Genomic DNA, 22376 nt, shown 5'->3' with positions numbered 1-22376 from the left:
AGGAATGGAGACACCGTCAATTAAACCTTGGTGTCGGGTACGTGTCTATATCTGACGGACGCTCGATCGTCCGTCGAGCGCCCTCAGTCGTCGTCGGCCGAGCGAGTGGGGCTCACCTGCGTCTCGCCCCTGCTCGTCGACCCGATGAGCGTCGTCCGATCCTGAAGCAGGACGCTCCCGTACTCCTCCCGGAAGGTCTTGACGAGGCCGAGCACCGCGACGAGACAGACGACCGCGAACGGCGCGCCGGTGATGATCGCCGCGGACTGGAGCGCGCGGACGCCGCCGATGACCATCAGGATCGACGCGACCGCCCCCTGGAGCACCGCCCAGAAGACGCGGTTGATCGAGGAGGGGTGCTCCTCCCCGCCGGTCGTCATCATCGAGACCGCGAGCGTCGAGGAGTCGGCCGACGTGACGAAGAACGTCGTCACGAGGATCAGGAAGACGAACAGGAGGGCGTTCCCGACGACCGGGAGCGATCCGAAGAGGACGTAGCCCGAGACCGCCTCGCCGTACTCCGTGACGGGGCCGAGGACGTTCGCGGCTCCGGTGTTCTGCATGATGACGGCCGACCCGCCGACGATCACGAACCACGGGATCGTCGCCATCGAGGTCGCGCCGATGCCGGCGAACGCGACCTCGCGGACGCTCCGGCCGCGCGAGATGCGGGCGATGAACAGGCCGGCGAACGGCGACCACGCGAGCGGCCAGAGCCAGTAGAAGACCGTCCAGGCGTTCGCCCACTCGCCGCCGCCGGTGAAGTGGGTGAACAGGCTCATCTCGAAGAAGTCGCCGACGAACCCGCCCATCGCCTGCGTCCCGAGTTCGAGGATCCGGACCGTGGGACCGAAGAGCAGCGTGGCACCCATCAGCAGGAGGAACACGACCATGTTGAAGTTCGAGAGCCGCCGGATCCCGCGGTCGACGCCCAGGACCAGCGAGACGGTGAAGATGACCGTCATCCCGGTGATGACGAGGATCGTTCCGACGTCGCCGAGCCGGATGCCCCACTGGAACTGGAGCCCGGTGATGAACTGGCTCCCGATGAAGCCGAGCGACGTCGCGACGCCGCCGATCGTCGCGAACACCGCGAGCACGTCGACGACCTTCCCGAGCCAGCCGTCGACGTTCTCCGCGCCGACGATCGGCGTCAGCACCGCCGAGACGCGGAGCGGGGCGTCGTAGTTGTAGACGTAGTACCCGATCCCCAGTCCCATGACGGTGAAGCAGGACCACTGGGTGAGACTCCAGTGGAACAGGGTGTACTGGACCGCGATCGGCATCGCCGCCGCCGTCTTCGCCTGCGCGTCGTACAGCGGCGGGACCGTCGAGTAGTGAAACAGCGCCTCGGCCGGGCCCCAGAAGACGATCCCCGCCGCCAGCCCGGCGGAGTACATCATCGCGAAGTACGACAGGTAGCTGTACTCCGGATCCTCCTCTCCCAGCCGCAGGTTCCCCCAGGGGCCGAAGATGAGAAACCCGAGAAAGAGCACGAACCCGAGCATGACGACGAGGAAGAACCAGTTGAACTGCGCCAGGATCCACACCCGGAGGCCGTCGACGAGCCTGTACGCCGTGTCGGGACTCAGCGCGAAGGCGGCGACGAACAGGAGCGTGATCGCCGCCCCGAAGCCGAACACCGTCGGCTCGATCTCGTCGACGAACTCCGCGACGGGTCCGTCCCCGTCGGAGAGGCTCACGGGCGATCACCCCGCCCCCGGCGCGGGGCGGCCGAACGGATCGACCCGTCCGGACGGCTCCGTCCGCCGTCTGCCCCCCGTGATCGGCTCGCGCGCTGTACCCCCGTCCGTCCGCCTGCGTCGTGATTCGTGTGAGTCATGGACGTACCCTCCGTTACCGTGTCGTTCGGTGCCGTACGTCACGTGCATCGCGAATGAGATGGATAAAGGTTACGGTGAACGGCGTCACGGTCCCGAAGACCGTTCGCTGCTCCGGACGGTCGAGGTCGACGGTCGAGGTCGATGAGCGAGAGGTGACGATCGGGGCGCTCGACGTCAGCCGAGGTGGGCGACGGCGTCCATCTCGACGCGGACGTCGCCGGGCAGTCGCGACACCTCGACGCACGCCCTGGCGGGCGGGTCGCCCGGGAACGCCGCGCCGTAGGCCTCGTTGACGCGGTCGTAGTCGTCCAGGTCGGTGAGATAGACCGTCACCGTGACCACGTCCGCCAGGCCGTCGCCGCCCGCCTCGGAGACGACGGCGGCGACGTTGTCGAGCACCCGCTCGGTCTGGCTCCGAACGTCGCCCTCGACGTCCTCGCCCGTCTCCGGATCGACGGGTCCGAAGCCGGAGACGTACAGCGCGTCGCCGGCTCTGACCCCCTGCGAGTACGGGTTGTCGTTGCGCGGTGCCTCGTCGGTGGTGATTCGCTTCGTCGGCATGTGTTCGGGTGGTTCGGTTGGACGGTTTCAGTTGGATGGTTTCAGTCGGTGCGAGGGGTAGGACCGGCCCGTTCAGACCCGCCGTGTCCCCGCGGTGACGGACTCCACGGCGTCGACCACGACGTCCATCGCTGTCTCGGCCAGGTCCTCCGTGAGCACGAGCGGCGGGAGCAGGCGGAGGACGTTCCCGTGCCGTCCCGCCTTCCAGACGAGGACGCCGCGCTCGAAGCAGTAGTCCTGGACGGCGTCGGCCGCGTCGTCGTCCGGAGCGCCGTCGGCGTCGACGAACTCCGCGCCGACGAACAGGCCCCGCCCGCGCACGTCGACGACGCGCGGGTTGCCGTCGGCGGCCTCTTCGAGGCGCGTCCGGAGGTACGACCCGACCTCGCGGGCGTGCGCCAGCAGGTCGTGCTCGCGGACGTACTCGATCGCGCGGGTGCCGGCGCGCATCGCGACGACGTGGCCGCGGTAGGTGCCGGCGTGGTCGCCGGAACCCCACGTGTCCAGGTCCTCGCGGTAGATCGTCGCCGAGAGGGGGAAGCCGGTCCCGCCCAGCGCCTTCGCGGACGTCATCACGTCGGGCGTGACGCCGTCCCACTCGCAGGCCCACCACTGGCCGGAGCGACCGAGGCCGCTCTGGATCTCGTCGAACACGAGCGGGACGCCGTTGTCGTCCGCGAGGTCGCGCAGCCCCCGGAGGAACCCCTCGGGGGGGACGACGACGCCGCCCTCGCCCTGGATGGGCTCGACGAAGATGCCGGCCGGGTTCGCGAGGCCTCCGTACGGGTCCTCGAGGATGGCCTGCACCTCCTCGAGCGAGTGATCGACCGCCTCCTGGGGGTCCTTGTCCATCTCGATCGAGTTCGGGTAGGGGGCGTGAACCACGTCCGAGAGCAGGGGCGCGTAGCGCCCCTTGAACCCCTTATTGCCGGTGAGGCTCATCGCGCCGCTGGTCGCGCCGTGGTACGCGCCGCGGAAGGCGATGAGACCGGTCCCGCCCGTGTTGTGCTTGGCGAGCTTGATCGACGCCTCGACGGCGTCGCTCCCGGTCGGCCCGCCGAAGACGACCCGGTTGTTCCCCCGGAGGTCGCCGGGGGCGATCCCGTCGAGCGCCTCGATGAGTTCGAGGCGCGCCTCGGTCGGGAAGTCGACCGTGTGGACGAGCTTGTCCGCCTGTTCGTGGACCGCCTCCAGCACGTAGGGGTTCGCGTGGCCGACGTTGAGCACGCCGATGCCGGCGAACATGTCGATGAACGTGTTGCCGTCGACGTCGCGGACCGTCGCGCCCCTCCCCTCCTCGAACGCGATCGGGAGGTCCTCGGGGTACGCGACCGCGCTGCTGTCGATCCGCCGCTGTTTCTCCAGTAGCGCACGGGACTTCGGACCAGGAACCGCGTCCACGCTCGGCGCGTCGTCGTAGTGGAGTTCGTCTATCGGTGGGCCTGCGGCCATGTCCGAGAGCATGAGAAACAGTCGTAAATAGTTTGTCCACGACTCCCGCGGCGGATGGACGCAGGGGCCACACCCGTCGACGCGGGGATGGCGAACCGCGGTCCGTCCCGCGGGTGCGCGAACCGCAGTCGTGAACCGCAGTCGTGAACCGCAGTCGTGAACCGCGATCGGCGCGTGAACCGCAACCGATTTGACGGTTCGCGGACGACGCTCACGCCAATGCTACACACGCAAGGTCGACTGCTCACGGTGGACGTGGGGGCGCGGGAGACGCGGACCGAGGCGATAGACGACGTGCTCGAGTCGTACGTCGGCGGCCGGGGCGTCGCGACGAGGCTCGCCCACGACCGCATCCCGTTCGACGCCGATCCCTTCGGCCCGGAGAACCGCCTCTACTTCGCGACGGGGCCGATGCAGGCGTCGAACATGAGTTTCACGGGGCGGACGAACTGCACCGCAGTCTCGCCGCTGACCGACGGCCTGCTCTCGTCGAACGCCGGCGGGTTCCTCTCGCGGAACTTCGCTGACACCGGGTACGCGGCGGTCGAACTCGTCGGCGCGAGCGACGACCTCGTCGTCGTCCACGTCACCGACGAGGGCGTCGAGTTCGAACCGGTACCCGACCTCGAAGGCGCGACCGTCCCCGAGACCCTCTCCTACCTCGACGCCGAGCACGGTATCGGCGCGGATCAGACGGCCGTCGTCGGTCCGGCCGGCGAGAACCGCGTCCGCTTCGCCTCGATCATGACCAGCGGGGAGCGGGCGTTCGGTCGCGGCGGCCTCGGTGCCGTCCTCGGCGCGAAGAACGTGAAGGCGCTCACCTTCGGCGGCGACTCCGCGCCCGAGATCGAGATCCCGGCGACGCAGATGGAGATCCACCGCGAGGCCGCTACCGACGACCACATCATGAAGCGCCAGGGGACGGTCGCGGTGATGGACCTCGCGAACGAGGTGAACGGTCTACCCTCCTACTACTTCTCCGAACAGCAGTTCGCGGGCGTCGAGGGCATCAACGGCGACGCCGTCGAGGAGAAGAAGTACAAGAAGGGGACGTGTTCGGCCTGCGCGTTCGCGTGCAAGCTTCCGACGCGCGACGAGGCGGCGGGCGTCGAGACCGAGGGCCCGGAGTTCGAGGTCGCGATGGCGTTCGGGTCGAACGCCGGCGTCGACGACGTCGTCGAGGTGATGCGGTCGAACGAACTCTGCGATCGGTACGGGCTCGACGCCATCTCGGCGGGAAACACCATCGCCGCGTACCTCGCGAGCGAGGACGAGTTCGGTAACGCGGACCTGATACACGACCTCGTCGGGAAGATCGCCCGCCGCGAGGGGGTCGGCGACGCGCTCGCCGAGGGGATCGCCCGCGTCCACGACGACCTCGGCGTGGAGAACTGGACCGTGAAGGGACTCGACTTCGCCGCCCACGAGGGGCGCGTCCTCCACGGCCAGGCGCTCTCCTACGCGGTGGCGAACCGGGGGGCGGACCACATGTACGCGGTCTTCTACGCCCAGGAGTACCCGCTCGTCGACGAGTCGGACGCCATGGACCCGGTCGGACTGGAGGGAAAGCCCCGGCGACTGATCGAGAAGGAGAACCTGATGGCGCTCAACGACAGCGGGATCGTCTGTAAGTTCTCCCGGGACTACATGACTCCCGAGCGCTACGAGGCGCTGTTCGGCGCGGACTTCGAGGACCTCCTCGCGGTCGGGAGTCGGGTCGTCACGCTCGAGCGCCACTTCAACAACGAGCGCGGGTTCGATCGCGCGGACGACGTCCTCCCCTACGGGATCGAGGGGCTCGACGCGGCGATCGACGAGTACTACGACATCCGGGGGTGGACGGAGGCGGGCGTGGTCCCGGAGGAGGCCGTGCCGGCCTGATCGACTGATCGACTGATCGACTGATCGACTGATCGACCGAGGTGGCTCACGCCCCCTCGTCGGTCGCCGACGGCGCTCGGTACATCTCCCTGATCTCGCGCTCGAACGACTCGACCGCCCGTTCGAGCAGTTCGACCTGCACCGCCTTCGTCTCCTCGTCGACCGCGTAGGCCGGCCCGCTGAGGTTGAGCGAGCCGTACACCTCCCCGCGGGGCGACGTCACGGCCTTCCCGACGGCCCACAGCCCGCCGATGGCCTCCTCCCGGTTCTCTGCGTACCCCTGTTCCCGGACCCGCTCCAGTTCGGCGAACAGCTCGGCCCGCGTCGTGATCGAGTGCTCGGTCGCGGCCGGCAGGCCCCAGCGGTCGACGATCTCCCGGACGCGCTCCTCGTCGTACTGGGCGACGATCGCCTTCCCGGACGCGGTGGTGTGGACGTGGAATGGGCTCCCGTCGATCAGGAACCGCGGGGAGTTAGCGAAGTCGAGGTTGCCGTACAGCGAGACGACGCGGCCGTGCTCCTCGACGGTGAAGTCGGCGTCCAGGGTCGACTCCGCGGCGAGCCGCGAGACGGCCTCCTCGGCGATGCGGTAGTACTCCTTTCGCGTCCGCACGTAGTCGCCGAGGTGACAGAACTTCGCGCCGAGGTGGTAGCGGTTGTCCTCGTTGACGACGTAGCCGTACGCGGCGAGCGTGGTGAGGTGGCTGTGGACGGTGCTCTTCGCCAGCCCGGAGACCTCCGCGAGTTCGGCCAGGCTGGCACCTTCGAGTTCGAGGATGTGGTCCACTAGCTGGAGCGAGATGGCGGTCGTCCTGAGCCCCGGCGACGGGTCGGTTGCTACCATGCGCCGTATTCGGTTGGCCGACCCTAAAGTAGTATCTCCGAGGCGGCCAGGGCGTCGTCGACCTCGCGCGGCGTTCCCGACCTCACTACTTCACGATGAGTTCGCGCGGGAAGTCGGCGAACGTCTCCGCGCCGTCGCCGGTGACGCGGAACGACTCGCTGATCTCGATGCCGTAGTCGTCGAACCAGACGCCGGGGATCAGGTGGAACACCATGTTCTCCTCCAGGACCGTCTCGTCGCCGGGGCGGATGTTCGCCGTCCGTTCGATCCACGTCGGCGGGTAGCCGATGCCCGTGGAGTAGCCGATGCGCGACTCCTTCTCGACGCGCGTCCCCTCGATCCGCTCGCGCCAGGCCCGCTCGACCGCCTCGCAGGTGACCCCCGGTTCGACCGCGTCCAGCGCCGCCTCCAACCCCTCGACGATGACCGCCGCGGCCTCCCGGGCCTCCGCCGGCGGTTCCCCGAGGAACATCGTGCGCGCGAGCGGCGAGTGGTAGCGGTTCACGACGCCAGCGAGTTCGAGGATGACCGGTTCGCCCGCCTCGTACGCCTCGTCGGTCCACGTGAGGTGCGGCGATCCCGTGCCCCGACCCGAGGGCATGAGCGGGACGATGGCGGGGTAGTCGCCGCCGGTCTCCGCCGTCCCCGAGAGGAGCGCGTCGTACACGGCACCCGCGGCCTCGGACTGTCTGACGCCGACGTCGATGGCCTCGACGCCGACCCGCATCGCCCGCTCGGCGATCTTCCCGGCGTGGCGGTGGTAGTCGACCTCCCGGTCGCTCTTGACGAGGCGGACGCCGTTCACGAGCCCGGTCGCGTCGCGCAGGGTCGCCTCGGGGAGCGCCCGATGGAGCGCGCGGTACGCCCGCGCCGAGAGGTAGTACGCGTCCATCTCGACGCCGACGGTCGTCCCGGCGTCGCCCCGGTCGCGCAGGAGGTCCGCGACGAACTCCATGGGGTGGCGTTCGGCGTCGACGTAGTCGTCCGTGTAGAGGAGGACGTTCTCGTCGTCGAGCCACGTCGTCTCCGTCGCACACCGGTAGTCCTGCTCGCGCCACACGCCGACCGGCTGTGCCGACTCCGCCGTGACGATCAGGATCTGGGGGGTGTAGAAGGAGTAGGCGTCGTACCCCGAGAGGTAGTAGACGTTCGCCGGATCGGTGAGGAGGAGGACGTCGAGGCCGCGTTCTCCCATGCGCAGCTGCGTCTCTCGGAGTCGCTCCCGGTACTCCGCGTCGTCGAACGGTCGCCTGACTAGCTGACCCATACCACTCCCCTCTCGGACGGCCCCCATAAATCCTCCCCGCCCCGCCGGGGTCTGGCCCGGTCGTGCTCCGCGGACGCTCGCCGAGGGCGGCGACTCCCCTCACCGCTTAACGGTTCGCGAGAGCCGGACGGTTATACCATACCTTCACGATTAATCATAGTCGTCGGGGCGGTTCGGCCCCGACGACCCGGATCCTCCTCCTCTCCGGGAGGGCGGAAGAGGGAGGACGTGCGGTTGCGCGTGGTAACCGTTCGGCTGTCCGGAACGGCGTCGTACTGCGGCGTCGTTCATCCCCCGTCTCGACGGTCGACGCTCTCGTTCTCGAACCGTCGGAGACCTCTATTCCGGAAGGCCGAACGGTTAAATGGCGAGTCGATCCCTTCCGCCCCGGCGAACCCGCGTTCTCGGGGCTCGCCGATCCGATCGCGGGCGAGACGAGATAACAGGGATATATTTGTTAGGACCGCGGCGGTCGTCCGAAGGATCGTCGGCGCGGCGCGAGAGCCGAACGGTTTTATCCCATGAACGCGAACGTATCGTATGTCAAATTCAGGAACGAACGCTTCGGGGCTTCGACCGAAGGTCAAACGGACCATCGAGAAGTACGGCCTCGACGGCGTCGGTGCCGAACTCGAGGTCCGGTGGACGCGGGTGGACGACCGGTGGAGCCTCCGGGATCTCGCCGCGTGGTTCAACAAGCGGGCGCTGGAGGCCGCGCTGGCGGACGCCGGGATGGACACCGTCGACGAGGAACTCGACAACCTCTATCGGCTCCTGACCGACGACGAGGTGAGTTCCGCCTCGCGCATCCAGATCGAGCGACGACTGGAGCGCGCCGGGATCGATCCCGAGGAGCTACAGCGGGACTTCGTGTCGTATCAGGCGATCCGGACGTACCTGCTTAAGTATCGCGAGGCGGAGCGCGTCAAAGACGAGCGCAGCCAGCGCGAGAAGGTCAGACAGCGACTCGAAAAGCTCGCCGGGCGAACGTCCACGGTCACAGAGAGCCAGTTGGAACAGCTCCGGTCCGCCGAACAGCTGAATCTCGGCTCGTTTCGGACGATGGTCGACATCCGCATCTACTGCGAGGACTGCAACACGCAGTACACGGTGAACGAGTTGCTCGCGGCGGGGGGGTGTAACTGCGGGGAGTGAGTCTCGGGACGATCCGCATCCGTCCGTCTCCGCCCGGAACGCGCGCTGAGCGTACGCTGGCCGGCCTCGATCGCCGTGAGGGGTTACCCCCTTTCGGTGCACTTAAGTACGTCTCGGCAGTCACGGTACCCATGGAGCAACAGACCGAGGCCGCTGTCGACCTCGATGTTCGAAACATAGGAGGTATCGAAGCGACGTCGGTGTCGCTGACACCGGGCGTGAGCGTTCTCTCGGGGCGAAACGCGACGAATCGAACGTCGCTCCTTCAGGCGATCATGGCCGCGTGCGGCAGCGATCGCGCGTCGCTCAAGGGCGACGCGGAGGAGGGATCGGTCGAGCTGACGATGGGCGACGAGACGTACACGAGACAGCTCTCGCGGACCGGTAGTTCGCTCAGCTTCAGCGGGGACCCGTATCTCGACGACGCCGACGTCGCGGACCTCTTCGCGTTCCTGCTCGAATCCAACGAGGCGCGGCTGGCCGTCGCGCGGCAGGACGACCTGCGCGACATCATCATGCGACCGGTCGACACGGACCAGTTGCAGGCCGAGATCGAGCAACTCGAGGCTGAGAAGCGTCAGCTGTCGCAGGAACTCGACGAACTCGAGGGGCTCGACGAGCGCCTGCCGGAACTCGAGGAGGAGCGGACGCGTCTCGAACAGCGCCTCGAGGACAAGCGCGAGGAACTCGAGGAAACGCAGGCGGAACTCGAGGCGGCGGACCAGGACGTCGAGGAGACGCGAGAGGAGAAATCGGAACTCGAGGCGAAGTTCGACGAGCTTCGGGACACGCGCTCGCGGCTCGAGGACGTCCGCTACGACATCGACACGCAGCAGGAGCGCCTGAAGTCCCTGCGAGCGGACAGGGACGACGCGGAGAGCGATCTCGAGGACCTCTCTGAGACCCCCGCGGGCGACGTGGCCGACATCGAATCCGAGATCCGCACGCTCCGGGAGCGAAAGCAGCGTCTGGAGGCGGACATCAGCGACCTCCAGAACATCATCCAGTTCAACCAGGACCTGCTGGAGGAGGCGAACAGCGAGGTGTTCGAGGCGCTGAACGCCGACGACGGATCGACCGACGGGGCGGTGACGGATCAGCTCCTCGCGGACGAGACGGTCACGTGCTGGACGTGCGGCTCGGAGGTCGACGCCGACCAGATCGAGGGGACGGTCGATCGCCTCCGCGAACTGTCTCAGCGCAAGGTGGGGGACGTCAGGGACGTCGAGTCGGAACTGGACGACCTCACGTCCGAGAAGCGGACGCTCGAGCGCGAGCGACAGCGCCGCGAGCAACTGGAGCGCACGGTCGACAGGCTGGAGTCCGACATCGAGGAGACCGAAGCGCGGATCGAGGAGTTGGAGGCCAAGCGCGACGAGCTACACGAGGAGATCGAGTCCCTCGAGACCGCGGTCGACGAACTCGAGAGCACCGACTACAGCGAGGTGCTCGACCTGCACAAACAGGTGAACCAGCTCGAGTTCGAGATCGACCGCATCGAGAGCGACATCGACGACATCGACGACGAGACCGAGTCGATCGAGGGGCGACTCGACGAGCGCGAACAGATCGAGGCCCAGCGCGAGGAGATCCAGCACGAACTCACGGACCTCCGCACGCGGATCGAGACGATCGAGGAGGGGGCGATCGACGAGTTCAACGACCACATGGAGACGGTGCTCGACATCCTCGAGTACTCGAACCTCGAACGCGTCTGGATCGAGCGGACCGAACGGGACGTCCGCGAGGGCAGGCGAAAGGTGACCAAGGCGTCGTTCGACCTGCACGTTATCCGGGCGTCCGAGTCGGGTGCGGCCTACGAGGACACGATCGACCACCTGAGCGAGTCCGAGCGCGAGGTGACGGGCCTCATCTTCGCGCTGGCGGGCTACCTGGTCCACGAGGTGTACGAGACCTGCCCGTTCATGCTGCTCGACTCCCTCGAGGCGATCGACTCCGACCGCATCGCCACGCTCGTCGAGTACTTCGCCGACTACGCGGACTACCTGGTCGTCGCGCTCCTCGAGGAGGACGCCGCCGCGCTCGACGGCGACTACCACCGCGTGACCGAGATCTGAGGGATTAACACCCGTAGCGCTGTTATCGAATCCCGTAACGGTGGATCCCGGGCGGCCGACGTCGAAACCCGTCCAGGGCCCGGAGATTCGTACGTTATCGAACAATCTGGAAAGTACAGTGATACTAAGGGTTAGAACTATCTTCCCGTACTCACACGTGAAGTGTATGGACCACCTCGACGACGTTTCGACGGCGGCCCTTCGCCAGGCGCTCGACGAACTCGACGACAGTCGCCCGGCTCGCCGGTTGTTCGCGGCGATCGCCTACAAGCACGGCGTCACGCAGACGGAACTCGCCGAGTGGTTCGACGTCGAACGGCGGACGATCTACAGCTGGCTGACGCGGCTGGAGGCCGACGCCGAGTCGCTGGATCGCGTCGTGTACGACGCTCACCGCTCCGGCAGACCGCGCAAGCTCACCGACGACCAGTGTCGCGAGTTGCGACGGACGCTCCGCGAATCGCCGGAGGCCGCCGGCTACGACGCGCCGGCGTGGACGCCGGCGCTCGTTCGCGACCACGTCCGGGACCGGTTCGACGTGGACTACTCGATCCCGAGTTGCCGACGCCTGATGAAGGAGGCGGGGCTCCGATACCGCCGGACGAAACGCGGCGACACCCGGTGGATGCCGCCGTAATCATCGTCCGTGCGGGTCTCGTTCGGACGAGCGCAGAATTCCGCACGCTGGACGGGAGCGTAGGGGACGCGGATCCACACCTCGACGGAATGTCGGGTTGATAAGAGAACGTACATTATCGGTGGCGATCGCCACCCGAACCACGTGAATCCTCGACGTTCGACGGGACCTGGTACGTAAGACGTGTTCGACGTAAACGTCGGTGGACAGGTTCCGATGGCGATCCCAAATAGCGAGCAGTTACTTCTATGCGGCACCGATCGAACATCTCGATGAGCGAGGGCGGTGATCGGATAGCGTTCCGGCTCGACATCCTCCCCGCCCTCACGGGCGAGAAAGCTCACCCATAGTCTTCCGTAAACGCACTCGCGAAGGCGGGGACGCGTTAGCGTGACGCGACGGAACCCTTCGCCGATCGGGGGGGTGTCGAGGTGCCGGTGTCACCTGTAAAAAGGATGTCGGCGACCCCCGGGGTCGACGGGCGGTGCAGGTGGCCGTCCGACGCGATCCGGGAGACGTCGTTCGACGGCGGCCCGAAGCGGGACAGTCCGACTCGTCCGTCAGGTCGCCTCTCGGTCGTCGGGGAACTCGATGGACTCGACGATCACCCGCTGGGCCTCGACGTCTTCGAGGATCGCTCCCCAGCCGCCGATCCCGTACTCCTCGCCGTCGGCTTCGAGAACGAGCGTGGCCTGACCGGCCAGGCTGGACAGCGTCGGCGGTGCCGTCGGGTCGTCGTCCGGCGCGGTCGCGTAGAGGGCGTCGACGATCTCGCCCCGTCGGTCGAAGGGTTCGCGCCGTCGGACCTCCGTGCCCCGAACGCGAGCGGTGACGTGAGCGCCGTCGGCCAACAGGGGGGCGACGTCGCGGATGCACTCGCGGATGTCGACGTACTCGGCCGGGAGACCGTCGTCGCGCGTCGTGTAGAGGATCGGCCACGATTCCCAGAGCGCCGCCTGGAAGTACCAGTGGAAGATGTACGTCAGCGTCTCGTCCTCGAAGACGACGCCGTACTGACCGACGGGACGCACGTGCGGCGCGAAGCAGGTGACGCTCCGATCGACGAGCGCGACGAACGGGGCGGGCAGGTGGCGGTGTCGCGCCTCCGTGACCGCCCCCCGGAGCGCCTCGTCGCCCGGCGGCTCGGTCGGCCGCTCCGGCGACGTGTTGAACGAGACCATGACGAACAGACCGTCGCGCATGGCGTCGCACAGCGCGGGGCGCAGCCGTTCGAACTGCTCGGGCGTGACGGAGAGCTGGACGCGGTTCTCGGCCTCGCGGATCGCCGACTCCGCCCGCTCGAAGGCCGTCTCGGTTCGCTTGAGGACGCTGATGCGGTGTCCCCCGACGCTCGCGCGCTGCCATCGATCCCTGATCTCCTCGGCGGTGTCGTCGAGCACCCGTGCCCGCTCTCGGAGTTCCTCGAAGATCTCGGTCGGCTCGCGAGCGCGTGCCCGCAGCGTGTCCTGTTCGTACGTCTCGACGTAGCCCCGCTCCTCGAGGTCGCGGAGGGTGTCGTAGATACGCGACCGGGGCACGTCGGCTTCCTCGGCGAGCGTCGTCGCCGCGGCCGTCCCCAGTTCCAGGAGCGCGACGTACGCCCTGATCTGGTACTTCGACAGCCCCGCCTCCCTCAACCCGTCGTACAGCTCGTCCTCGTTCATTCGCTTCGAATCCTCCAGGTGCTACGGCCTGGCTCGGCCCGATCCGCCCCCGCTCGAACCCTCCGACGACCGTCGACACTCGTGTTCACAGCAGTACCAACTAACAGAGCAACATTTATATACCTTTACTCTGAACGTGGATGCGAACCTCTGACATGACCCGGGAATCCACGACTCCGGCGGTATCGCGGCGGACCGTCCTCGAGGGGATCGGCGGTGCGGCCGCCGTCACCGCGCTGGCGGGGTGTCTGGACGGCATCTACGGCGGCGGTGGGGGAGGAACGAACGACGGATCGGGATCCGGAAACGGAAACGGGAGCGGAAGCGGCGGGACCTCCCGGATCACGTTCTGGACGACGCAGGTCGAGAACGACCGAAAGCAGGTCATCAGGGAGTTGATCCGGAGCTACGAGTCGGGCCACCCGACGAACGTCGAGATGATCGCGGTGAAGGAGGACGACCTGCCGACGCGCATCGCCTCCGCCCGCGCGTCGGGCACCCTCCCGGCGATCGCGGAGTTCGGCCTCTCGCCCATGCAGAAGCTGGGGAGCGGCGGACTCCTCTCGAAGCAGGCGGCCGCGGACGTGATCGGTGCCGTCGGTGAGGACACGTTCTATCAGGGTGCGCTCGATCTGACAAGAGCGCCCGACGGCGGCCACTACGCGGTGCCGATGCACGGCTGGGTGGAGGGCTTCTGGTACCGAAAGAGCGTGCTTGAGGAGCACGGCCTGGATGGGCCGACGACCTGGGACGACCTGTTGAACGCCGCGAAGACGCTCCACAGACCGGACGAGAACCAGTTCGGGACCGTCGTGGGGACGAAGAAGACGTCGTTCGCCCGGCAGTGTTTCACCCCGTTCGCCCGCTCGAACGGCGCGCGGGTGTTCGACGAGGCGGGCGAGATCGTCTTCGACAGCCGGGAGATGATCGAGGCCCTCAAGTTCTACGGGAAGCTGGCGCAGTACACGCCACCGGGTAAGGACACGTGGAAGACGGCGAACCACACCTACCTCAACGGACAGTGTCACCTCATCGAGTACTCGACGTACATCATGGGTGACGTCGCCGGGAAGGGGACCGAGATGGTCGAGGACACCGGATTCTCGCCCTACGTCGAGCGGAAGCGCAGGAGTTCCTTCGGCCAGATCGTCGCGCTCAACCTCTTCAGCTCCGCGTCGAAGGAAGCGCTCGACGCCGCGAAGACGTACGCCGAGTTCCTCCTGACCGGGAAGCAGTACGTCAAGTGGCTCCACATGGCACCGGGGGGGATGAACCCGGTGCTCAAGCCGACGGCCCGGAGCGAGGCGTTCAAGGACAACGAGACGCTGAAGGCGTGGGGTGCGACCGTTGAGGACGTCTCGGACGCGTTCGAGAACATCGAACGGTTCGGCTACGTCGAGGGGAAAGCGTTCCCCGAACTCGGAAAGATCACGAACGAGTACCTCATCGCCGAGGCGGTTTCCCGCGTCGCCGGGGGCGAAGACGCGGCGACGGTCGCGAGAGAACAGGCGGAGGAGATGCGTCGGGTGGTGGGGCAGTAGCTCCCTCGTGGAGCGCGTCAGCGAACGAGACATCCATGGCTACACAGACACGGACCAAGACGGGCCTGCTGTCGGGCGACTACACGATCGAGCAGAAGGAGGCCATCCTCGGATACCTGCTGGTCGCGCCGGCGGTCCTCCTCGTCGGGGCGGTCATCCTGTACCCGGTCGCGTACAACGTCTACCTGAGCTTCACGCAGGTGCCGATCTCGCCCGAGCAGTCGCCGACCTGGGTGGGATTGCGCCACTACCGGACGCTCCTGTCGAGCGGCGCGTTCTGGGACGCGCTGACGAACACGATCGTGTTCACGTTCTTCAGCGACACGCTCGCCACCGCGGGCGGACTCGGCGCCGCGCTGCTGTTCAACCGACGGTTTCGCGGTCGGCGGATCGCCCGGGGGCTGATGTTGCTCCCCTACGTCGCGCCGCTGATCGCGGTCGCGTACATCTGGCAGTGGTTGCTGGATCCGCTGTACGGACTCGTCCCGTACGTCCTGGGCGACCTGCTCGGCCTCGGGATCGGTCAGCTCGACGTGCTCAACAACGCCGGAACGGCGCTGTGGGCGGTCGTCGCCTTCGACGCCTGGCGGTACTTCCCGTTCGCCTTCCTGATGATCATCGCGCGTCTGCAGGCGATCCCAGCGGACATGTACGAGGCGGCGAAGATCGACGGCGCGAGTCGGTTCGCGCAGTTCAAGGACATCACGCTCCCCGAACTCAAGTACGTCCTCGGGACGGTGTTCCTCCTGCGGTGGATCTGGAACTTCAACAAGTTCGCCGACATCTGGCTCCTGACGCGCCAGGTCCAGACGCTGCCGATCTACGCCTACCAGACGGCGTTCGCGAACTACAACCAGGGGCAGGCGGCCGCCATCGCGATGGTGCTGTTCCTCGCGCTCATGGGCTTCGTCCTGCTCTACGTCACCTGGATTCTGGAGTGGTAACCCATGCTGAAGACGATACTCACTACGACGGTCGACGGGTTCAGGGCCGCATTCGGACGCGGGCGGATCGAGACGAGCCCCCTGGAGCGGGCGGTGTTCCTCCTCGCGGTCGGCACCGTCCTGCTCGTCTCGCTGTTCCCGTTCTACTGGATGGTCGTGACGAGTTTCATGCCGGAGAGCGCGATCTACTCGCTCCCGCCGACGCTCGTCCCAACGGAGTTCACGCTCGACCACTACGAGAGCGTGTTCAGCCCCGAGACGTTCCCCTTCGTCACCTACTTCAAGAACAGCCTCATCATCTCGCTGCTCACGGGCGGGCTGTCGGTGCTCGTGGCCACGTTCGGCGCGTACAGCTTCGCCCGCCTCGAGTACCGCGGCCGGGGGCTGTTCTCGCGGGGCGTGCTCCTCGTGTACATGTTCTCGGGCATCCTGCTCGTCGTCCCGCTGTTCCAGATCGTCGTCTGGCTGGGGCTGGTCGACAAACCGTCGAGCCTCGTGATCACGTACCTCGTCCAGACGCTTCCCGTCTCGCTGTACATGCTCGGGAACTACTTCCGCAGCGTGCCCCCGGAGATCGAGGAGGCGGCGATCATGGACGGCTACTCCCGGATCGAGGTCGTCTTCCGGATCACGCTCCCGCTCTCCGCCCCGGCGATCGTGGCCGTGTTCATCTACACGTTCATGATCGCCTGGAACGAGTACCTCTTCGCCAGCATCTTCCTGCGCACGCAGAGCAACTTCACGCTGCCGATCGGTCTCGACGCCCTCTCCTCGGGGTTCCACCAGGTGTGGGGGCAGATCATGGCCGCGTCGCTGATGACCAGCATCCCGATCGTCGTCATGTTCGTCTACTTAGAGAAGTACATGGTCGAGGGACTGACCTTCGGGTCGGTGGAGGGGTAGCGTGGCGGTAGAGACCCACCGGGAGGCGGCGGTCGAATCGGACGAGGACGACGCGGGCATCGTCCTCGACGGCCTCCGGAAGGAGTACGGTGAGCTGGTCGCCGTCGACGGGCTCACACTCGAGGTCGAGTCGGGCGAGTTCCTCGTCCTGCTCGGGCCCTCGGGTTGCGGGAAGTCGACCACGCTCCGGATGATCGCGGGGCTGGAGACGCCGACCGACGGGACGATCGAACTCGGCGGCGAGGACGTCACGCGGACGCTCCCGCAGAAGCGCGACCTCTCGATGGTGTTCCAGAGCTACGCGCTCTACCCCCACAAGACCGTCCGGGAGAACCTCGCGTTCCCGCTGGGGAAGATGGATCTCTCCGCCGAGGAGCGCGAGCGGAAGATCGCGGACGTCGCCGACCTCCTCGAGATCGCCGACCTCCTCGAGAAGAAGCCCGGTCAGCTGTCGGGCGGGCAGCGCCAGCGCGTCGCCGTCGGCCGGACGATCGTCCGCGAACCGACGGCGTTCCTGATGGACGAACCGTTGTCGAACCTCGACGCGAAACTCCGCGTCCAGACCCGGTTCGAGATACGCGAACTCCAGCAACGCCTCGGGACGACGACCGTCTACGTCACCCACGACCAGGAGGAGGCGATGAGCGTCGCCGACCGCATCGCGGTGATGGCCGACGGCGAACTCCAGCAGGTCGGCACGCCGAAGGAGGTCTACGAGCGGCCCGTCAACGAGTTCGTCGCCGGCTTCATCGGGAATCCACCGATGAACTTCTTCGAGATCGACGCCGACGAGGGGGCGCGCGCGTTCCCCGACGACCCCGTCGAACTCGGCGCGTCGGTCCCGGCGGCCGCGGTGACCCTCGGCGTGCGCCCGGAGCACGTCCACCTCGTGAGCGACCGAGACGGTGAGGGGGCGACAGAGGACCGCTGCGAACCGTTCGCGTGCACCGTCGAGGTGATCGAACCGCTCGGCAACGCCTACGAACTCGGGCTGACGCGGGGGGGCGAACCCTTCGTCGCTCGGCTCCGCGAGCTACCGGCGTCGGTGGCACCGGGGGCGACGGTCGAGGTCGCCTTCGACGCCGGCGAACTCCACGCGTTCGACGCGAGCGGGGAGGCGATCCGATGAGCGAGCGCCGGCGGCCGGTGGCGGAACCGCGAACCGAGAGCGGTCGGCGACGGAGGTGTACGTGATGGCGACGCTCGAACTGAACGACGTGACGAAGATCTACGACGACGCACAGGGCCGGGAGACCGCGGTCGACTCCCTCGATCTCCGCGTCGACGACGGGGAGTTCGTCGTCCTCGTCGGTCCCTCGGGTTGCGGGAAGTCCACCACTCTGCGGATGCTCGCGGGACTCGAGACGGTGACGGCCGGGACGATCGAGATCGACGGACGGGAGGTGCAGGACCTCGCGCCGAGCGAGCGCTCGATCGCGATGGTCTTCCAGAGCTACGCGCTCTACACGAAGATGACCGCCCGGGAGAACATGGCCTACGGCTTGAAACACTCGACCGACCTGAGCGCGCGGGAGCGCGAACGGAAGGTCGAGGAGATCGCCGACCTGCTCGACATCGTCGACCTGCTCGACGACGTGCCGGCCGAGATGAGCGGGGGACAGAAACAACGGGTCGCGCTCGGACGGGCGATCGTCCGCGATCCGTCGGTATTCCTGCTCGACGAGCCGCTCAGCAACCTCGACGCGAAGCTCCGCTCGCGCATGCGGACGGAACTCCAGCGGATACAGGCCGACCTCGGCGTGACCACCGTCTACGTGACCCACGACCAGACGGAGGCCATGACGATGGCCGACCGGATCGCCGTGATGAACGACGGCGAACTCCAGCAGGTCGATCCGCCGGAGACGGCGTACGACCACCCGACGAACGAGTTCGTCGCGACGTTCCTCGGCAGTCCGGCGATGAACACGTTCGACGCGACCGTCGCGGCGGCCGACGACGAACTCGCCTTCCGGTGCGACGGGACGGCGTTCGCGACGATCCCGTCCGACGCGGCTCCCATCGACGACGGCGCACCCGTCCGGGTCGGCCTTCGGCCCGAGGACCTCCACCTCCACGACGCACCTCGCGAGGGACGGTTCGAGGCGACGGTCGTGGTCTCTGAGTACCAGGGGAACGACAACTTCGTCCACCTCTCGGCGGACGACCTGACGCTCACGGCGCGGGTTCCGCCGTCGGTGTATCCGACGCCGGGCGAGAGGGTCGGCGTCTCCGTCGACCCCGCGGACGTGTACCTCTTCGATCCCGATTCCGGTGCGGCACTGAAGACGCGTGGGCTCGACGCCCGGTCCATCGAGCGCCGACCCGTATCGACACCCGAATAACCGATGTTCCACTCCATGTCAGACTATCCGTTACGCCAGCATTCGAGCGACAGCGAACAGCTCTCGAACCGCCTCCTCGACCCCGAACACCACCTCGACGTGGTGGACGAACTGGTCCACGCGACCGACCCCGCCGGCGCGGTGCCGCTCGCCAGCTTCCCCGACAACCGCTACCCCTACGCCTACCCGCGGGACGTCGCGTGCATCACCCGGGCGTGGGTCGCGGCGATCGAGGCGGGCATCCGTCCGGACGCGTGTCGCGAGCGCGTCGTCGACGCCGCTCGATTCCACCTCGCCGTCCAGGGCGAGGACGGGTCCTGGCAGCAGCGGTACGGGCTGGACGGGTCCGACCGCGGCATCTACGTCCAGGAGGACAACACCGGCCATGGGTTGCGCGTCCTCGCCCACGCGGTCCGCGCGCTCGACGCGACCGACGGGATCGACGGGATCGACGGGGCGTTCGAGTCGAACGTCACGGACGCGATCGACCGCGCCGTCTCGCACGTCCGCGACGAACTGTACGACCCGAACGCCCACCTCGTCGAGAGCACGACGAGCATCCACGAGGGGCGCATCGAGTCGGGCTACACCCTCTGGGTGAACTGCACCTACGTCGCCGCGCTGCGGCAGGCTCGGGCGGCGCTCGACGCGCTGCCCGCGGAGACGCGGGCCGTCGAGGAGGCGGTCGACGAGTTCCGGACGCTCCTCGAAGGCGGCGTTCGGCGGGCGTTCACGAGCCACCCGCAGGTCCCGAGGCGGTACTCGCCGACGGGCGACGTCGACGTGCGTCCGGACGTCACCCTCCTCGCACCCTACTACTACGACCTGGGCGACCTGTTCGGCGACGCCCTCGACGCGGCCGTCGAACGCGCGACGACCGCGCTCGAGGATCCCGTCCTCGGCGGCCTCCAGCGGTTCCTCGGGTTCCACGGCGATTACGAGGTCCAGCAACACGGCGGCAACGGGCCGTGGATGCAGTACACGGCGTGGCACGCGCAGTACCGATACGACCGCGGCGAGCGCGCGGTCGGGGACGACGTGCTCCGCGCGATCGCCCGCCACGCGGACGAGGACGGCCACGTTCCCGAGCACCTCACGACGCGCCGGCGCTTCGAGGCCTTCATGCAGGACGAGTGGCATACGCGCCAGGATTTCGAGAAGGAGTTCGACGAGGCGGTGCTGCGCGACGTCCCCTTCGACCTCATCGTCGAGGAACTCGGCCACATGCGAGACGCGTACCGCGACCTCGCCTCGCAACTGGAGGAACGAGCAGTGGTGCGCTTCGCCCTCCCGCTCGCGTGGAGTCACGCAGAGTTCCTGACGGCGCTCGTCCGCCGCTCGTCCGCGCCATGACGTTCGGAATGAACGGGGTTGGCTTCCCGACGGACGACTTCGCGGACGCGTGCGCGGTGCTCGCGTCCGCGGGGTACGACGGCGTCGAACCGAACTACGCGGCGGACGGCCCGATCGCGACCGAGGAGGGCCGTCGGGCGATGCGGCGCGCGGCCGAGTCGAACGGGCTCTCGGTCCCGGCGGTGTCGACCACCCTCCACTGGGAGTACCCGCTCTCCAGTGCCGACGAGGAGACGCGGCGGCGCGGTCTCGCGATCGGTGAGGGGATGATCGACGCCGCCGCCGCGCTCGGTGCCGACGCGGTGCTGATCGTCCCGGCGGTCGTAGAGCCGTCCGCGTCCTACGGGCGGTGCTACGAGCGGGCGCTCGACGCGGTGCGCGACCTCGCCCGGTACGGCGGCGATCGGGGCGTCGGGATCGCGGTCGAGAACGTCCAGAACGGTTTTCTCTACTCGCCCGCCGAACTCGCGCGGTTCGTCGAGCGGGCGGGCGAGGCGGGGCCGGTGTCCGTCTACTTCGACGTCGGTAACGGCCTCCGGTGGGGGCTACCCGACCGGTGGATACGGGAGCTGGGCGCGCTGATCTCCAGGGTGCACGTCAAGGACTGGCTCACCGAGGCGCACCGTCCGACCTACCCCCTCCAGGGCGACGTCGACTGGCGGAGCGTCGTCGACGCGCTCGACGGGATCGGATACGACGGGTGGATCACCGCCGAGGTCCCGCCGTACCGTTCGTCGCCGCGTCGGATGCCGGCGCAAGTGCTGGAGAACCTCCGCCATCTATTCGAGGACGCGTCGCCGAACGGGGTCCACACGCCATGACCCGACACGTCGTCGTCGATCCGCTGTTCGAGGACGTCTGGCCGCGAGCGGCCGACCACCTGCATCGCGTCTGGAGTCGGGACGGCCCCGTCGAGTTCGTCCGCCTGGAGGGGAGACGGGAGACCCCGCTCGCGGAGGCGATCGCCGACCCAGGGGACGTCACGCAACTCGTCTCGCTCGGCGTCAGGGTCGAGGACCAGCGCCTGTCCGCCTTCGTCGACCTGCGGGAGGCGTTCGTGATGACGACCTCGATGTACGCCGTCGACGAGGCGGTGGCCGCCGCGCTCCGCGACCGCGACGTGACCGTCCACGACCACACCGACGAGGGGTTCTGGGGGGAGTCCGTCGCCGAGTTCGGCCTCGGGCTGACGATCAACGCCCTCCGGCGACTCCCGCAGAAGTACCGCGCGATGGCCGAGAGCCACGACCCGTGGGACCTCGACCTACTCGACGGCGACCTCCCCGGGGCTCGCGGACACCAGTTCGCGGACGACCCCGCGTTCGTCAACGGGACGATCGCTGACAAGCGCGTTCGCGTCGCCGGGGTCGGAAACATCGGGAGCCGCTACGCCGCCGCCGCCGACTTCCTCGGGGCCGACGTCGCCGCCTACGACCCCTACGCCGACGAACCGTGTTTCCACCGGGCGGGCGCGCGCCGCGTCCACGACCTGTCCGCGCTCGTCGAGGACGCGGAGGTCTTCGCGCCGACCGTGCCGCTGACCGACGCGACGCGGGGGCTGATCACCGCCGATCACGTCCAGTCTCTCCCTGAGGGGGCGCTCGTGGTGCTCGTCACGCGCGCGGGGATCTGCGATATGGCGGCCGTCCGCGAGCGCGTCCTCGCCGACGAGATCGCGCTGGCCGCGGACGTCTGGGACGAGGAACCGCTCCCCCTGGACGATCCACTGCTGAACCGGCACAACGTCGTCCACACGCCGCACATCGCGGGTCGAACCGACGACGCGAACCGGCGCTGGGCGGAGCACCTCGCCGCTCACTTCTCGCCGGAGGGTGGCTGACCGGGCGGGCGATCGGGGAGCCGTAGACGGCGTCCGGGACGATCGTCGTGCTGACCGCCGACGAACC

The 22376-nt window shown here is 67.9% G+C and carries 18 protein-coding genes; 12 read left to right on the top strand and 6 right to left on the bottom strand.

The window, feature by feature from the left end:
- Positions 1 to 83: 83 nt before the first annotated feature.
- From NKI68_RS20885 to NKI68_RS20875, 3 genes are all read right to left on the bottom strand, one after another.
- Positions 84 to 1703, bottom strand: coding sequence for a BCCT family transporter (locus tag NKI68_RS20885; protein WP_254546675.1), 1620 nt, complete (start codon positions 1701 to 1703; stop codon positions 84 to 86).
- Positions 1704 to 2018: 315 nt separating this feature from the next.
- Entirely contained in the window at positions 2019 to 2405 is a 387-nt protein-coding gene (locus NKI68_RS20880) for a Rid family detoxifying hydrolase (RefSeq protein ID WP_254546674.1), read from the bottom strand.
- A gap of 72 nt (positions 2406 to 2477) precedes the next feature.
- On the bottom strand, positions 2478 to 3857 hold the full coding sequence (locus NKI68_RS20875) for an aspartate aminotransferase family protein (protein ID WP_254546673.1): 1380 nt from the start codon (positions 3855 to 3857) through the stop codon (positions 2478 to 2480).
- 219 nt (positions 3858 to 4076) lie between these two features.
- On the opposite strand from NKI68_RS20875, the gene NKI68_RS20870 reads away from it, so the two are divergent.
- Positions 4077 to 5738 (top strand): aldehyde ferredoxin oxidoreductase family protein, encoded by a 1662-nt coding sequence (locus tag NKI68_RS20870; RefSeq protein ID WP_254546672.1) that lies wholly within the window; start codon positions 4077 to 4079, stop codon positions 5736 to 5738.
- A gap of 46 nt (positions 5739 to 5784) precedes the next feature.
- On the opposite strand, the gene NKI68_RS20865 is transcribed toward NKI68_RS20870, so the two are convergent.
- Complete coding sequence (locus tag NKI68_RS20865) at positions 5785 to 6582, bottom strand: IclR family transcriptional regulator (RefSeq protein WP_254546671.1); 798 nt, start codon at positions 6580 to 6582, stop codon at positions 5785 to 5787.
- Positions 6583 to 6667: 85 nt separating this feature from the next.
- Positions 6668 to 7849: a M24 family metallopeptidase gene (locus NKI68_RS20860; RefSeq protein ID WP_254546670.1), complete on the bottom strand. Its 1182-nt coding sequence runs from the start codon at positions 7847 to 7849 to the stop codon at positions 6668 to 6670.
- Between the two features lie 540 nt (positions 7850 to 8389).
- On the opposite strand from NKI68_RS20860, the gene rdfA reads away from it, so the two are divergent.
- The 3 genes from rdfA to NKI68_RS20845 all read left to right on the top strand — a co-directional run bounded on the left by rdfA (position 8390) and on the right by NKI68_RS20845 (position 11719).
- The gene (gene rdfA, locus NKI68_RS20855; protein ID WP_254546669.1) at positions 8390 to 9004 is read left to right on the top strand and encodes a rod-determining factor RdfA; all 615 of its coding nucleotides are present in this window, start codon (positions 8390 to 8392) and stop codon (positions 9002 to 9004) included.
- A gap of 131 nt (positions 9005 to 9135) precedes the next feature.
- Positions 9136 to 11082 carry an archaea-specific SMC-related protein gene (locus NKI68_RS20850; protein WP_254546668.1) on the top strand — a complete coding sequence of 649 codons (1947 nt, stop codon included), beginning with the start codon at positions 9136 to 9138 and terminating at the stop codon, positions 11080 to 11082.
- Between the two features lie 166 nt (positions 11083 to 11248).
- Positions 11249 to 11719 carry a helix-turn-helix domain-containing protein gene (locus NKI68_RS20845; protein WP_254546667.1) on the top strand — a complete coding sequence of 157 codons (471 nt, stop codon included), beginning with the start codon at positions 11249 to 11251 and terminating at the stop codon, positions 11717 to 11719.
- Between the two features lie 560 nt (positions 11720 to 12279).
- On the opposite strand, the gene NKI68_RS20840 is transcribed toward NKI68_RS20845, so the two are convergent.
- Entirely contained in the window at positions 12280 to 13383 is a 1104-nt protein-coding gene (locus NKI68_RS20840) for a TrmB family transcriptional regulator (protein WP_254546666.1), read from the bottom strand.
- Between the two features lie 155 nt (positions 13384 to 13538).
- Between NKI68_RS20840 and NKI68_RS20835 the strand changes: the two genes are divergently transcribed.
- The 8 genes from NKI68_RS20835 to NKI68_RS20800 all read left to right on the top strand — a co-directional run bounded on the left by NKI68_RS20835 (position 13539) and on the right by NKI68_RS20800 (position 22309).
- Entirely contained in the window at positions 13539 to 14924 is a 1386-nt protein-coding gene (locus tag NKI68_RS20835; protein WP_254546665.1) for an ABC transporter substrate-binding protein, read from the top strand.
- Between the two features lie 35 nt (positions 14925 to 14959).
- Complete coding sequence (locus NKI68_RS20830; RefSeq protein WP_254546664.1) at positions 14960 to 15868, top strand: carbohydrate ABC transporter permease; 909 nt, start codon at positions 14960 to 14962, stop codon at positions 15866 to 15868.
- A 3-nt stretch (positions 15869 to 15871) separates the two neighbouring features.
- The gene (locus NKI68_RS20825; protein WP_254546663.1) at positions 15872 to 16771 is read left to right on the top strand and encodes a carbohydrate ABC transporter permease; all 900 of its coding nucleotides are present in this window, start codon (positions 15872 to 15874) and stop codon (positions 16769 to 16771) included.
- 1 nt (position 16772) lies between these two features.
- Positions 16773 to 17900 (top strand): ABC transporter ATP-binding protein, encoded by a 1128-nt coding sequence (locus NKI68_RS20820; protein WP_303657490.1) that lies wholly within the window; start codon positions 16773 to 16775, stop codon positions 17898 to 17900.
- Between the two features lie 64 nt (positions 17901 to 17964).
- Positions 17965 to 19116, top strand: coding sequence for an ABC transporter ATP-binding protein (locus NKI68_RS20815; RefSeq protein ID WP_254546662.1), 1152 nt, complete (start codon positions 17965 to 17967; stop codon positions 19114 to 19116).
- A gap of 15 nt (positions 19117 to 19131) precedes the next feature.
- Entirely contained in the window at positions 19132 to 20469 is a 1338-nt protein-coding gene (locus tag NKI68_RS20810; RefSeq protein ID WP_254546661.1) for a glucoamylase, read from the top strand.
- A complete protein-coding gene (locus NKI68_RS20805; protein ID WP_254546660.1) occupies positions 20466 to 21290 on the top strand; it encodes a sugar phosphate isomerase/epimerase family protein in 825 nt (274 codons plus the stop codon). The genes NKI68_RS20810 and NKI68_RS20805 overlap by 4 nt, the downstream gene beginning before the upstream one ends.
- A complete protein-coding gene (locus NKI68_RS20800; RefSeq protein WP_254546659.1) occupies positions 21287 to 22309 on the top strand; it encodes an NAD(P)-dependent oxidoreductase in 1023 nt (340 codons plus the stop codon). Before NKI68_RS20805 ends, NKI68_RS20800 begins: the two co-directional genes overlap by 4 nt.
- Positions 22310 to 22376 lie beyond the last annotated feature (67 nt).

Source organism: Halomarina pelagica, from assembly GCF_024228315.1.
GTDB classification, from domain to species: domain Archaea; phylum Halobacteriota; class Halobacteria; order Halobacteriales; family Haloarculaceae; genus Halomarina; species Halomarina pelagica.
This window is presented reverse-complemented; position numbering and strand designations above follow the sequence as displayed.

Bases quoted from the DNA above. Each gene is read 5' to 3' on its own strand.
- NKI68_RS20860 (WP_254546670.1), bottom strand. From the start codon at position 7,849: ATGGGTCAGCTAGTCAGGCGACCGTTCGACGACGCGGAGTACCGGGAG.
- NKI68_RS20825 (WP_254546663.1), top strand. From the start codon at position 15,872: ATGCTGAAGACGATACTCACTACGACGGTCGACGGGTTCAGGGCCGCA.
- NKI68_RS20835 (WP_254546665.1), top strand. From the start codon at position 13,539: ATGACCCGGGAATCCACGACTCCGGCGGTATCGCGGCGGACCGTCCTC.
- NKI68_RS20830 (WP_254546664.1), top strand. From the start codon at position 14,960: ATGGCTACACAGACACGGACCAAGACGGGCCTGCTGTCGGGCGACTAC.
- NKI68_RS20840 (WP_254546666.1), bottom strand. From the start codon at position 13,383: ATGAACGAGGACGAGCTGTACGACGGGTTGAGGGAGGCGGGGCTGTCG.
- NKI68_RS20865 (WP_254546671.1), bottom strand. From the start codon at position 6,582: ATGGTAGCAACCGACCCGTCGCCGGGGCTCAGGACGACCGCCATCTCG.
- NKI68_RS20880 (WP_254546674.1), bottom strand. From the start codon at position 2,405: ATGCCGACGAAGCGAATCACCACCGACGAGGCACCGCGCAACGACAAC.
- NKI68_RS20815 (WP_254546662.1), top strand. From the start codon at position 17,965: ATGGCGACGCTCGAACTGAACGACGTGACGAAGATCTACGACGACGCA.
- NKI68_RS20875 (WP_254546673.1), bottom strand. From the start codon at position 3,857: ATGGCCGCAGGCCCACCGATAGACGAACTCCACTACGACGACGCGCCG.
- NKI68_RS20845 (WP_254546667.1), top strand. From the start codon at position 11,249: ATGGACCACCTCGACGACGTTTCGACGGCGGCCCTTCGCCAGGCGCTC.
- NKI68_RS20800 (WP_254546659.1), top strand. From the start codon at position 21,287: ATGACCCGACACGTCGTCGTCGATCCGCTGTTCGAGGACGTCTGGCCG.
- NKI68_RS20850 (WP_254546668.1), top strand. From the start codon at position 9,136: ATGGAGCAACAGACCGAGGCCGCTGTCGACCTCGATGTTCGAAACATA.
- NKI68_RS20870 (WP_254546672.1), top strand. From the start codon at position 4,077: ATGCTACACACGCAAGGTCGACTGCTCACGGTGGACGTGGGGGCGCGG.
- rdfA (WP_254546669.1), top strand. From the start codon at position 8,390: ATGTCAAATTCAGGAACGAACGCTTCGGGGCTTCGACCGAAGGTCAAA.
- NKI68_RS20805 (WP_254546660.1), top strand. From the start codon at position 20,466: ATGACGTTCGGAATGAACGGGGTTGGCTTCCCGACGGACGACTTCGCG.
- NKI68_RS20810 (WP_254546661.1), top strand. From the start codon at position 19,132: ATGTCAGACTATCCGTTACGCCAGCATTCGAGCGACAGCGAACAGCTC.